Here is a 12518-nt window from a genome sequence, read left to right as displayed (position 1 = left end):
AGTTAAGTTGCAGTCACTGTATGGATGGCAGTTCACTTCCACAATCGAACTAGTTTGCAAATGCCGCAGGCCTATCCGCCATCGGCACAGGTCACCCAGCCATTGGCAGCAGCATAGCGATGGACATCGATGGTGCTGTTGAGGCCGAGCTTCTTCATCGCCGAGCGCTTCTGTGCACTGATGGTCTGTACGCTGCGGCACAACTGGCGGGCCACCTCGCGCTGACTGTAACCTTCGACCAGAAGGCGCAGGACCTCCAGCTCGCGCCCGGACAGCACCACGCCCGGCAACTGCTCATGCAGCGAAGCGAGTTCGAGCATCCGCGGCGACAGGTGGTTCCTGCCGACCGCCGCGGCGAGGATGGCCGGTGGCAGGTACTCCAGCGGATCGGACTTGGCAACGATGCATTTCACGCCGGCCCGCTGCGCATGCTCGATGATGTGGCTGCTGTCGTTCCCGGTGAGCAGGACGAGCGCCGTGCGAGGAAAGCGTCGCAGGAGGAAGCGGATCAATGACAGACCGTCTCCGTACTCGCCACCCGGCATCGAGTAGTCGATCACCGCGACCTGCACGCTGGTGGTGGCCAGCAGGTTGACGAGCTCGCTCGAATTCCTGGCACACCCGCGCAGGGACAGGTCCGGGTGTGCGGCGATGAGCCGGGCAACGCCGATGGTGACCACAGGGTGATCATCGGCGATGATGAATTCGACAGGCATGTTTCGCGCCTCCTTCTGTTGACGCTTGTCAGGTTGGCCGTGAAGTTTCCTGTTCGCGAAAACGCAATGCGAAGGAAAACACTATGAAAGACCGAGTCGAGGATGTTGTCATTGCCGACGATCATCCGATCACACGCTTTGCGGTTGAGGCGATCGTCGATGAGCAGGCAGGATTCCAATGCCTGGCCAGCGTTGCAAACGGCGTCGAACTGCTGGACCTCCTCGCTGTCCAGCCTGCCGATGTTGCCGTCGTCGACTACTCCATGCCCGCTGGCGACGGCTGCGATGGCCTGGCGTTGGTGGATACGTTGTGCAGCAGGTACCCGGCACTGCGCATCGTGGTTCTCACCGCGCTGGACCAGTGGCCGATCATCCAGGTTCTGCTCACGCGCGGGGTGGCCGCGGTGGTCAGCAAGTCGGATGACCTGCGGCATGTCGCCAGAGCGTTGCTGGCCGCATCCCAGGGACGCCGGTATTTCTCACCCGCCATCCTGGCCAGCCGCGATGTGAACGGATTCGATTCCGCCGGCGAACTGCTCTCGCCTCGCGAAGCACAGGTGGTACATCTGCTCCTGGCGGGCAAGGGCGTGAATGAGATTGCGCTTGAGCTGGCGGTCACCAAGCAGACGGTCAGCACCCAGAAGCGTGCGGCAATGCGCAAGCTCGGCGTGAGCAGCAATGCCGAACTTTTCAGGTTCGCATCGGAGTTGGGACTGGAATGAGCGCGTCTGCCGACGGGCGCGCCCAGGGTCGCGTTGGCACCTCGTGTAGTGGGAAGGCGGCAGCGGGCCGGGGCAGGAATGATGTACGGCTCGTTCAGGTTCTCCAATACAATTAGTTGCAAAGACGCATCGGGCACTCTTTGCTAGCCTTCCAGCACCGAAATGGAGGAGCACCGCGGGGTGACAGCACCGCGTCGCCACGGCTTCTTCAGCACAACGTCCCGTGAGATCCGCTCACGTGCTTTGCCCGCCTCTGGAAGGCCGATGAAACGATCAACAGGAATGGCCGGGCTGCTGGCTGCAGCCGCGCTTCTGCTCTGCGCGCTTGCCACGGGAGTCCATCACTCCTCCCGCAACGACGACGTCACGCAGGCGCGCATCATCCGTGTGGCCGCCGATCCGCAGTTGGATGGAGGGCGTGCGGTTGGCTTCGCCACCGGGAAAGGTGCTTCCGCCTATCGCTACATGATGCACATCGCCGGGCTCGCGGGCGTCCGCTTCCAGTTCGTACCCACCGGATCGCCCACGGAGGCCTACCGTCAGCTTCAGTCGGGCAAGGTGGATCTGGTGCCTTCGGTCATGGACCTGGATCTTCCGCAGGATGACCGCTTCCTGGTGTCGCCACCCTACTTCGAGGGCAGGACACTGCTGTTCTCGCGCGCGGCGGGGCCCGGTTTCGCTACGCTTGGCGCGCTGGCCGGCCACGTGGTCGCCGTACGTGAGGGCAGCCAGTACGTCGACTGGATCCGGCGCCATCATCCGGATATCAAGGTGCTGGAGTTCACGGGAGTGCCGCAGATCCTCGGTGCGGTCGAGTCGGGAACGGCGGATGCGGCGCTGGGAACCGATGCGCTGTACAACCCGGTGATCCGCCGATACTTCCAGCATACCCTGGTCGCGTCCGGTGCGGTCGCGGAGCTGCCGATCGTGGTGCGTGCGGTGGTCAGGCGCGAGGACAAGGCGCTGCTGGACACCATCGACAGCGGACTCCGCGCGCTTTCGGTCGCCCATCACCGGGATGTGATCGATGGCTGGCTGGAGACGGTGTACCGCACGCCGCCCTCGGTCGGCGCAATCCTGCTGTACTACCGGACGGAAGCGATTTCCGCCGCCCTCGTCCTGCTGGCGCTGGCGTTCGCGGCCTACCAGATGAAGCGATCACGGGATCTGGCCAAACGCGCCGCGCAGGAGAAGGCAAGGATGCTGGCCGTGGTCAGCCATGAAATCCGCAACTCGGCCAATGCGCTGCTTTCGGCAATCGACCTGCTCGGCAAGGGACCCGTGCTTCCGGAGCAGGAAGAGGCCCTCGATGCAGCCCTGGCCAGTGCCTCCAGCCTCAGTCTTCTGCTGAACAACGCATTGGAGTACTCGCGATTTGAAGGAGGCAGCCGCGCAGCGGAGCCAACGCGGGTCGCGCTGCGCCCCCTGATCGAGGAGTCGGTGCGCGCGTTCCGCCCGCAGGCGCGCGAACGCAACGTAACCTGCCATGTGGAACTGCCCGGTGGCGAGCCGGGCGATCTGTGGATCGATCCCATCGTGGTGCGGCAGGTGGTTGTCAACCTGTTGTCCAACGCGATCAAGTTCACACGCAACGGTGACGTACGTGTGCGCCTGTGGGTGGAGGCCGGCACGTCCGGGCACTGCACGCTGAACATCGAGGTCATCGACAGCGGCATCGGCATGAGTGCCGAGGAGCGCGACGCCTTGTTCTCCGACTACTGGCAGAGCCAGCAGGGACGCGCCCTGGGCGGTGCTGGTCTGGGCCTGTCCATCTGCTCGCGCATCACGCAGCGGCTGGGGGGTTCCATCCAGGTGGAGAGCAGCCCCGGAAAAGGCAGTCGCTTCCACGTCGTGCTTCCCGCACGTCACGCGCGAGCCTGCGAAGCTTCCGCTCCCACGCTCGCACTGCAACAGCAGGCGACCGCCACGCACGGGAATCCATCGGTACTGATCGTGGAGGATCATATCTACAGTGCACGGATGTTCAAGGCGCAGATCGAGGCGATGGGGCTGTCGGTGACCTTGGCGACGGATGCTGCGCATGCCCTGCGCGTGATCCGGACGGCTCCTCAGTTCGGCTCGATCCTGCTGGACTGCAACCTGCCCGACATGGACGGCTACGCACTGTGCCGACGGATCCGCGCGATTGAACACTCGCGGCGGCAAGGACGTGCCAGCATCCTGGCGATCTCAGCGATGGAGGGCGTTGAACATGCGAAGGAGTGCGCCGAGGCGGGGTTCGATCACGTCGTGACCAAACCTCTCTCCACCTTCCAGCTCAGGGCCTGGCTGGGCCGCGGACCGGGGGACGAGATCGCACGCGGAATGCTGGAGATCTTCTGGGAATCGTATGACAGCGACCTGCAGGATCTCCAGGTCGCGGTCGAGGCGGGCGTCTGGGGCAAGGCCAGCGACATGGCCCACCGCATCTGCGGCAGCGCGGCCATCGCTGGCGAGCGTGGCATCGAAGCCATCGCGCGGGCCCTGATGCCGGCACTGCGCCAACGCACGGCAGACCCGGCGTCGGCCAGTGACATCGCCCGCCTCATCGAAGACCTGCGATGGTATGCGGCGCATGGCACGCGGATGCAGCAGGCGCCGCTGGCAGCGGCGCCGTGCGCTTCCTCCGCCGCACGCGGCCGCGTCCCCGTCGAGGAACGCGGCATCGCCTCAGTGCAAGGGCACCCGCAGGACTGAAGGTGCGTTGGCCGGGGAACTGAAGGTGACCGTTCCGCCCAGCTGGCTGACGCCGGCATAGCGCAGGTCCACGGTGTCGATCACCAAGGTCAGCCGGCTTCCGGCCGGGATGTTCCAGCTGCTCGCTTCAAGACGCAGATCGAGCGTGCTGGCCTGCCCTGGGGTCGCGCTGCGCAGGGTGTACGGCTTGTGGCTGATCAGCTGCCCGTTGCCGAGGACGTCCTCGACGAACAGATACGCATAGAGCGTGGTGTCGGCCCGGCTGGGGGTGACGGTGACGCGCACTTCCGGCATGCCGTCCAGGCGACGGGCGCTCCAGTAGACCGGGCTCTGCCAGACGCCGGCGGCATTGCGGCCGATGAAGGGCACGTAGGCGCCAGGCGCAACGTTGATCATCTGCAGGGAGCCGGACACCATCGCGACACCGGAGTTGGCAGCGGTCGGCAGGCCACTGCCGATGCGGTAGCTCCAGCCGCTGCTGCGCCCGTTCTCGACCAGGCCGCCCGTGGGAAGCAGCAATCCGCCCGGCGCGGTCAGCGCGTACTGGGTCGCCCCGGCACGGGTCGCCTGCCAGTCTGCATAGGTGTTCCAGCTGCCCTTCTGCGACTTCAGCTGCACGGCCGGGGCACGATCGATGCCGTTCGCCACGCCCTTGAGGTAGTGATCGAACCAGTCCCCCACCGAGGCGTAGACCTCATTCGGCACCCCCAGCGCACCCAGCGCCTCGTTGAGGGCATGATCGCCATGACGCAGCTGCAGCTGCTTGGGGCCAGTCAACGCATTGAAGAAGTCCACCAGCTGGCCGGGCGGGAACAGGCTGTCGTTGAAGGCATTGGCCAGGAAAATGGCGGGGCGGTTGGCGTTGATCTCCGCCACGCTGGCGGACGGGCTGCGCAGTGCCGCAACCGGCAGCAACGATTCCACCGCGCCCTGGAAGTTGCCGGTCACCACCCTGCGGTTGATCGTGGCCAGCTCCTCACCGGGACGGCCGGTGGCCAGGCCGGCGGCCACCAGCAGGGCAATGCCCTGCGCGCTGGGGGTGTCATTGCTGTACAGCGCCGCCTGCAGGTCGGCCCAGCCGCTCAGTGCGGCCACCGCCTTGATGCGCGGATCACGCGCCGCCGCCAGCAGGCTGGTGCCGGCGCCGTAGGAGATGCCGGAGACACCGATGCGGGCAGGATCGGCCCGGGTGTTGTCCAGCGCCCAGTCGATCAGCGCGCTGACATCTTCGACGGTGGCGGGTCCGGCGATGTCGATCGCCCCACCCGACTCCCAGAACCCGCGCGAACTGTAGCTGAGCACGATATAGCCACGCTGGGCGAGCGCCTGCGCGACGCCGACATATTCCACGCTGGGAACGGCCCAACTGCTGGGCATGACCAGCAGCGGAAGGCGTCCCTCGCCCTGCCCCTGCGGCTGGATGACGAATACCCCGAGCGGTGTTCCGTCCCAGCTGGGTATCGTCTGATGGGTGGTGGTGACGGTCACCGCCCAGGCGGCAGGTGACAGACCGGTCAACAGGATCAACAGCAGCAGCATCTTGCGCATCGTCGTTTCTCCCCGTCGCTGCAGTGCGACGAGCCGGACCGTACCAGTGCGAATGGTGGGAGACACCTTGCGACGCAACATGGCGGGAACGCCCCGTCTCGCCGGGCTTGAACATGAATGCGGCGTGCTAGGCTCGAGCGTGCCGATGCAGGCATACAGACAGCTCCCTGCCCGTGCCGGAGGATCCGGTTGCCAAGAAGAGGTCGATGGTGAAGTTCCCGTTCCGGCTGGCCGCGTGCGTGGCCGCCCTGCTGGTCCTCCTGGCGATGACGCTTGTCGTCGCCTCGCGGCGGTCTGCGGACAGCACGCAATCACCCACGGCCACTACCGGAGCCGAGGCTGCGCTGCACGGTGCGCCGGCGTCGGCAGCCGCCGCAGGTACCGGACAGGCCAAGCCCGTGCTTTCACCCATGGCGCGCTACCGCGAGGCGGCCCGCCTGGATCTGCTCATCGCCGACCTGGAGCAGCGCTCGCGCACCGGCGACGCCGACGCCAGCCTGGCCCTGAGCCGGATCTACGACGAGTGCATGATGTCCCTCGACCCTGCGGCACTCGCGACGATCGACATCCCGACTGCGCGCCGTGCGGCCCTGATACGCAGCCATGCCTGGTTGCAGAGGCGCTGTGCCGGGGTGTCGCTGCGCATTCTCGAGAGCATCAGGAACGTCCGGCACTACCGAAGCCTGGCCGCCCGGCAGGGCAGTCTGGTGGCGCAGATAGAAGAGCAGATCCTGCATGCACGTTCTGATCTGTCCCTGGCCGATCACAGGACACTGATTGAAGCCGTCCTCCTGCAGGAGGATGGCGAGGCGTACGTGGCTCTTTCCAACCTGATGGGTTCGACGGCGGCCGGCAGGCGCGAGCAGCTGCAGGGCGTTCCCGCCGGCAGCGAGGTCGCCACAGCGGCCTGGATGCTCGCAGGATGCCGGCTCGGCATCCCCTGCGGAATCGACTCTCCGCTGCTCAACCGCCTGTGCGGCCAGTCGGGCATGTGCGGGCCGGAGTCGGTCGAGGACCTGTTCACCAGCGACCTGCAGCCGGAAGACAGGGACGCTGCCCAGGCCGGGGCCGATGCGATCTTCGCGTTGGCGCATCGCATGGGACGGGAACCGGGCCTGTAGTCGGCGCGCCCTCGGCATCCCATGCGCAGCCCGGCAACCCGGCGCTGCGCGAACCGGCGATAATGATGGGCTTTTCACTGGCAGGAGTTGTCGATGTCCCCCTACCCCTTCGATGCGGTGCTGTTCGACTGCGATGGCGTACTGGTGGATTCCGAGCCGCTGGTGGCCCGCGTGCTCTCCGAGATGCTGAGTGCGCGCGGCTGGCTGCTGACCCCCGCCCAGGCAGGCGAGGTCTTTCTCGGCAAGTCCGTTGCCGGATTGGCCGGCCTGATCGAGGAGCGCACGGGAAAACCCTTCACCGCCGAATGGCTGGAGGAGTTCCGCCAGCAGCGCAATCGTGCCCTGGAGCGGGACCTGACCGCCATCGAAGGTGCCCCTGAAGCCGTGCGGGCCATCCACGCCGCCACCGGCGGCCGCATCGCCTGCGCGTCCGGCGCGGACCTGCACAAGGTGGAACTGCAACTGCGCAAGGTCGGGATGTTCGACGCCTTCGAGGGCCATGTCTTCAGCGGCCAGGACATGCCGCGCAGCAAGCCACATCCGGATGTCTACCTGGCCGCTGCCGCTTCGCTGGGCGTCGAGCCGCAACGCTGTGCGGTGATCGAGGACACCGTGACCGGCGCTGCGGCCGGCGTGGCCGCGGGTGCCACCGTGTTCGGCTTCAGCGAGGGCGGGCCGCACCACAGCACCCCGGAGGCACTGCGCGCCGCAGGTGTCCATCGGGTGTTCGCGCGCATGGATGAGCTGCCGGCCCTGCTGGCCGCCCACGCGGCCGGCGCCGTGGCGTGATCCGGTCAACCGGATGCAGCGTGGGGCCGGCCCCGCGCCCGCGGCTCATGGCCGCCGCCTCGCATCGGACCGGGCCTCGATCATCTTCCAGCCATTGCCGGAAGGATCACGGAATCCGGCATCGACCGCGCCGTAGCGCTCGACCGGTTCCTGGGTGAACTCGACCCCGCGCTGTCGCCACGCTTCGTAGGTGGCCCGGCAATCGTCCACCGCGAGCACCAGGGGCGGCATCGCCCCCTTGGCCAGCAACTGCTGCAGGCTCGCCGTGGTGGCAGCGTCGTGGACCGGTGGGCCGGGCCGGAACAGGCCAAGCTGGACGCCGTCCTGCCCGGGGCAGCGGACCGTCAGCCAGCGGTAGTCACCGTTGCGCACATCGGTGTGCACCTCGAAGCCGAGCTTGCCGACGTAGAAGTCGAGTGCTTCATCCTGGTCGCGCACGTACAGGCCGACCACATTCACGCTGTTCGTCATGGGACCTCCCTCAGTCGGGAGCGACGTTGGCAGCGCTGTCGCGTCGCCGCTTCTCCAGAACTGCGGTCTTCAGGTCAGGGCGTCGCGCCGCGCGGGCGTGGCACTCCGGTACCCGACCCTGCGCTGCCACCCCTGCGCGCTCGCGTTCGCGGATGGCACCCGGGCTGGCGCCGGTGATGTCACGGAAGATGCGGCCAAAGGTGCCCAGGCTGACCCAGCCGGTCGCCAGCGCGATCTCGGTGATGGGCAGCTCGGTCTCGCGCAGCAGGGCAACCGCCCGCTCGATGCGCCGGCTGAGCAGGTAGCGATGGGGCGGTGTGCCAAACGCCTGCTTGAAGGAGCGTGCGAAGTGCGCCACGGACACTGCGCTGACGTCGGCCAGACGGGCGACCGGCCACGGTTCGTGGCTGGCGCGGTCCATGCAGTCGCGGGCACGCAGCAACCGGCGCAGCAGTTCCGGGCTCTGGTTCATGGCATCCCCGCATGCACGAGGCAGGGCCACGCATCCTCCGCGCACGCCACCCCTTCAATGGCGTGCGGGGATGCGGACAGGGGCGATGGGTGTCGGGCGGCCATGAGCCGGCCCAGCCTGCGTCCCCGACTGCGCGCGGTCAATCCCTGCCGGTCGCCGGCGCCCTGCGGCATGATGGGCGCCTTGTCCCCAGCGGAAGCAGTCATGCCTGTCGGATTCATCGGGCTCGGAGTGATGGGAACGCCGATGGCGTCGCACCTGGCGCGGACGGGAAGCCAGGTACTGGGATGGTCGCGCTCGGGCCGCAACGACGCCGAGGCGGTCGCCGCCGGTGTCGAAGTGGCCGATGGCGTTGAAGACGTGTTCGCTGCCTGCGGCACGATCATCCTCATGCTCGCCAACGACGCGGCGATCGACAGCGTGCTGGCACGCGACAGCCCCGAATTCGCCGCGCGTGCTGCCGGTCGCCTGCTGATCAACATGGGGACCAGCTCCGCGTCCTATTCGCAGGCATTGGCACAACAGGTGCGCGCAGCCGGCGGGCGCTATGTGGAAGCCCCGGTATCCGGCTCGCGGGTGCAGGCCGAAGCCGCGCAGCTGGTCATCCTGCTGGCAGGTGAAGACGAGGACGTCGCACAGGCCTCCGCGCTGGTGGCGCCGCTGGGCAGGCAATGCGTTCCCTGCGGCAATGTTCCCGCGGCATTGCGCATGAAGCTCGCCGTGAACCTGTACCTGATCACGCTGGTGACCGGGCTGGCCGAGGCCGTGCATTTCGCCGAAGCGCACGGCATTCCGCTGGAGCGCTTCGCGCAGGTGCTTGATGCCGGCCCGATGGCCAGTGACGTTTCGCGGATCAAGCTCGACAAGATGGTGCGCGGCGACTATGCGGTGCAGGCGTCGATCACCGACGTGCTGAAGAACAGCCAGCTGGTGGCTGCGGCAGCACGCGACGCCGGCATTGCTGCACCGCTGATCGAGGCCAGCGATGGCCTCTTCGCTCGCGCCCAGCAGCTCGGCCTGGGCGGCCTGGACATGGCGGCCGTGCTGCAGGCGCTGCGAGGGCCGCCCGCCGCCTGATTCAGCAAGGGATGGCACGCCCGCCCCCGCCCGCTGCTATATTCAGGCGGGCTCGACAGGCATGGTGCCTGTCCACGCAACAACAGGGAGTTGGCCATGGGTCTGGTACAGGCGGTGAAGGGTGCGGTCGGTGGTGTGCTGGCCGACCAGTGGAAGGACTTCTACACCGTGCCCACCGGCCTACCGGCCACCGCAGCCCTGTTCGCTGCGGTCCCGCAGGGCACCAATGCCGGGCGCGGCTCCAATACCCACGGGTCGTCCAACATCATCAGCAACGGCTCGAAGATCGTCGTGCCCGAGGGCTACGGCCTGCTGCTGTTCCAGGACGGTGCGATCACCGCCTTCGTCGCCGAACCGGGCGGATACGAATGGCGCTCGGACGACCTGAACTCGCAGTCCCTCTTCGCCGGCGATGGCCTGGTCAGCACCTTCATCAAGCAGAGCTGGGAGCGCTTCAAGTTCGGTGGCCAGCCGGGAAGCCAGCAGGCCGCCTGCTTCGTCTCGCTGAAGGAACTGCCGGACAACCGTTTCGGCACCCAGTCGGAGATCTACTGGGATGACGGTTTCCTCAACACCCAGGTCGGCGCGGTCACCCGCGGTTCGTACACGTTGAAGATCGTTGATCCGATCCTGTTCGTGAAGAACTTCGTACCCGCAGCCTACCTGCAGCCGGGCAAGGTGTTCGACTTCACCGACCTGGACAACGCTGCCGCCACCCAGCTGTTCAATGAGGTGGTGGGCTCGCTGGCGCCGGCCTTCAGCCTGTACACCAACGATCCGGGCAAGGGCAACCGCATCACCCGGCTGCAGCAGGATTCGATCGGCTTCGCGCAGAGCCTGTCGGCCGCCGTCGAGCAGGCCTACCAGTGGCAGAGCGATCGCGGCCTGGCCATCGTCAAGACGGCGATCGTCTCCATCGAATACGACGCCACTACCCGCGAACTGCTCAAGACCGTGCAGCGCGCCGACGCGCTGGCCGGATCGCGCGGCAACTCCAACCTGCAGGCCAGTGTCGCCCAGGGCATCCAGTCCGCCGGCGAGAACGGTGGCGCGGCAGGCCTGGTGGGGGTCGGCATGGCATCGGGCATGTTCGGTGTCGGCGGCATGCAGCAGCCGGCCACCCCGGCCGCGGATGACCCGGTGGCCAAGCTGAAAAAGGCCAAGGAGATGCTGGACCTGGGCCTGATCACCCAGGATGACTATGATGCGTTGAAGGCCAAGGCGCTGGGCCTGTAACCCGCAGGACGCGAACCGCACATGTCAGATCCACGCAACGGACCGCCTCCGCTGCCCGCTTCCGGCCCTGTGACACCTCCGCCGTTGCCGGGGGCGGCGTTGGACGGTCCGGGCTCTCCGCGGGACGTCCCTCCCCCACCCGGCAGCTTCCCGCTGGACACCTCGCAGCTGCCGCAGGCGATCCGCGACGAAGTGGACGCCCCGGACCCGCTGGCCATCGACACCTCCGCCACCGAGTTGAAGGACGGCCTGAACCGGTGCCCGAAATGCGGCGCCACCGATATCCGGCCCAAGCTCGGCACAGACATCCTGGTCTGCCTGTACTGCCGTCACGAATGGCATGGCGCCCGGGTGGAAGAGGCATTCGGTCTGGGCGAGAACATCGACCAGCTGCGTGGCACCATCATTGCCAGCGGTGCACGCGACATCGATGCCGATGCGTCGGCGCTGATGAGCTTCAAATGCACCGGCTGCGGCGCCGAAGTCACGGTCAACACCGAGAGCACGATGACGGCGCGCTGCCACTGGTGCCGGCATGTGTTCGGCGTCAACGAGCAGATCGCCAATGGCGCGGTGCCGGATGCGGTACTGCCGTTCCACATCAGCAAGGACGATGCGGTTGCCCGCATCCGCCAGTTCGTCGACAAGCGCCGTCTGTTCGCCCTGAAAGCCTTCAAGGCTCAGTTCACGCCCGAGAACGTGGTCGGCGTGTACCTGCCGTACATGATCGTGGACAGCAATGTCAGCGCCGCCGTGGCGGGCAAGGGCGAGATCCAGACCCGCCGATACACCGTGGGCAGCGAGAAGAACAAGCGCACCGTATACGATGCCGATGTCTACCAGATCGAGCGCCAGGTGAACTTCACCGTCGACGATCTGCCGCTGGAATCCTCTGCCGAGCGCGGCAATCTGGACATCAGTGCCAACACCAACAACATCATCAACACCATTCTGCCGTTCGACACCAAGAACGCGGTGAAATGGAACGCGTCCTACCTGGCCGGCTTCACGTCCGAGAAGCGCAATCTCGATGTCGAAACGCTGCGCCCGCGGCTGGAGGACCAGCTGCTGTCGATCGCGCGCGCACAGGTGGAAGCGTCGGTGCGCGGCTACAACCGGGGCGTCCGCTGGGAGCAGGAACAGCTGGACGTGCATGGCACCCGCTGGGTATCCATGTACCTGCCGGTCTGGCTGTACTCCTATCATCAGCCCGGCCGCAACGGCGGCATGCTGCACTACATCGCGGTGAATGGGCGTACCGGCGAAACCATGGGAAGCGTGCCCGTGCAGCAGTGGAAGATGCTGCTGGCAGCCCTTACGGCCGGCACGATCATCGAAGCAGTGGCAATCCTCATTCTGATGGCGACCGCATGAGCGACGACAGTGGCCTCTGGCTGTTGGCGGCAGGTCCGGCCGGCGCGACCGCGCTGTACTGGGCGCTGTACCGCTACTACCGCAATACCGACAAATCACACGCCTTCGAGCATGAAACCGAAGTGCAGGCCGCGCCCGTCAGCGGCTCGGACCAGAAGGTGGGCCAGGTGCGCGGCACCGAGGCCACCCGCATCGAGGGCGACAACGTCTACCAGTACCGACGACGCGTGGCGCGGCTGAAACCCAGGCCCTGAGGGCCGGGACCGGGGCGACGGGCACCGCCACGGTGCCCGCC

At 66.9% G+C, this 12518-nt stretch carries 12 protein-coding genes; 8 read left to right on the top strand and 4 right to left on the bottom strand.

The genetic code is table 11. The annotated features are described in order from the left end of the window. Positions 1-71: 71 nt before the first annotated feature. On the bottom strand, positions 72-716 hold the full coding sequence (locus tag ABE543_RS01070) for a response regulator transcription factor (protein ID WP_065182299.1): 645 nt from the start codon (positions 714-716) through the stop codon (positions 72-74). Positions 717-799: 83 nt separating this feature from the next. Between ABE543_RS01070 and ABE543_RS01065 the strand changes: the two genes are divergently transcribed. Both ABE543_RS01065 and ABE543_RS01060 read left to right on the top strand, forming a co-directional pair. After that, a complete protein-coding gene (locus tag ABE543_RS01065) occupies positions 800-1438 on the top strand; it encodes a response regulator transcription factor (RefSeq protein WP_065182300.1) in 639 nt (212 codons plus the stop codon). A 264-nt stretch (positions 1439-1702) separates the two neighbouring features. Further along, entirely contained in the window at positions 1703-4135 is a 2433-nt protein-coding gene (locus ABE543_RS01060; RefSeq protein ID WP_262218172.1) for an ATP-binding protein, read from the top strand. On the opposite strand, the gene ABE543_RS01055 is transcribed toward ABE543_RS01060, so the two are convergent. Further along, the gene (locus ABE543_RS01055; protein WP_346475144.1) at positions 4109-5683 is read right to left on the bottom strand and encodes a CocE/NonD family hydrolase; all 1575 of its coding nucleotides are present in this window, start codon (positions 5681-5683) and stop codon (positions 4109-4111) included. The two genes, ABE543_RS01060 and ABE543_RS01055, sit on opposite strands and share 27 nt — an antisense overlap. 206 nt (positions 5684-5889) lie before the next feature. On the opposite strand from ABE543_RS01055, the gene ABE543_RS01050 reads away from it, so the two are divergent. Continuing rightward, positions 5890-6804 (top strand): hypothetical protein, encoded by a 915-nt coding sequence (locus tag ABE543_RS01050; RefSeq protein ID WP_346475143.1) that lies wholly within the window; start codon positions 5890-5892, stop codon positions 6802-6804. A gap of 93 nt (positions 6805-6897) precedes the next feature. Further along, the gene (locus tag ABE543_RS01045; protein WP_283219769.1) at positions 6898-7593 is read left to right on the top strand and encodes an HAD family phosphatase; all 696 of its coding nucleotides are present in this window, start codon (positions 6898-6900) and stop codon (positions 7591-7593) included. Between the two features lie 45 nt (positions 7594-7638). On the opposite strand, the gene ABE543_RS01040 is transcribed toward ABE543_RS01045, so the two are convergent. Both ABE543_RS01040 and ABE543_RS01035 read right to left on the bottom strand, forming a co-directional pair. Next, on the bottom strand, positions 7639-8064 hold the full coding sequence (locus ABE543_RS01040) for a VOC family protein (RefSeq protein WP_346475142.1): 426 nt from the start codon (positions 8062-8064) through the stop codon (positions 7639-7641). Positions 8065-8074: 10 nt separating this feature from the next. Continuing rightward, positions 8075-8536, bottom strand: coding sequence for a helix-turn-helix transcriptional regulator (locus ABE543_RS01035; RefSeq protein WP_111186918.1), 462 nt, complete (start codon positions 8534-8536; stop codon positions 8075-8077). 204 nt (positions 8537-8740) lie between these two features. Between ABE543_RS01035 and ABE543_RS01030 the strand changes: the two genes are divergently transcribed. The 4 genes from ABE543_RS01030 (at position 8741) to ABE543_RS01015 (ending at position 12477) form a co-directional block, all read left to right on the top strand. Further along, positions 8741-9613: an NAD(P)-dependent oxidoreductase gene (locus ABE543_RS01030; RefSeq protein WP_081279798.1), complete on the top strand. Its 873-nt coding sequence runs from the start codon at positions 8741-8743 to the stop codon at positions 9611-9613. A 96-nt stretch (positions 9614-9709) separates the two neighbouring features. Next, positions 9710-10849, top strand: a complete 1140-nt coding sequence (locus ABE543_RS01025; protein ID WP_346475141.1) for an SPFH domain-containing protein — start codon at positions 9710-9712, stop codon at positions 10847-10849. A 21-nt stretch (positions 10850-10870) separates the two neighbouring features. Beyond that, the gene (locus ABE543_RS01020; RefSeq protein ID WP_346475140.1) at positions 10871-12223 is read left to right on the top strand and encodes a TFIIB-type zinc ribbon-containing protein; all 1353 of its coding nucleotides are present in this window, start codon (positions 10871-10873) and stop codon (positions 12221-12223) included. Then, complete coding sequence (locus ABE543_RS01015) at positions 12220-12477, top strand: hypothetical protein (protein WP_053515893.1); 258 nt, start codon at positions 12220-12222, stop codon at positions 12475-12477. The genes ABE543_RS01020 and ABE543_RS01015 overlap by 4 nt, the downstream gene beginning before the upstream one ends. The last annotated feature ends 41 nt before the right edge of the window (positions 12478-12518 follow it).

The organism is Stenotrophomonas sp. TWI169 (genome assembly GCF_039674705.1).
Taxonomy (GTDB): Bacteria; Pseudomonadota; Gammaproteobacteria; order Xanthomonadales; family Xanthomonadaceae; genus Stenotrophomonas; species Stenotrophomonas maltophilia_P.
This window is presented reverse-complemented; position numbering and strand designations above follow the sequence as displayed.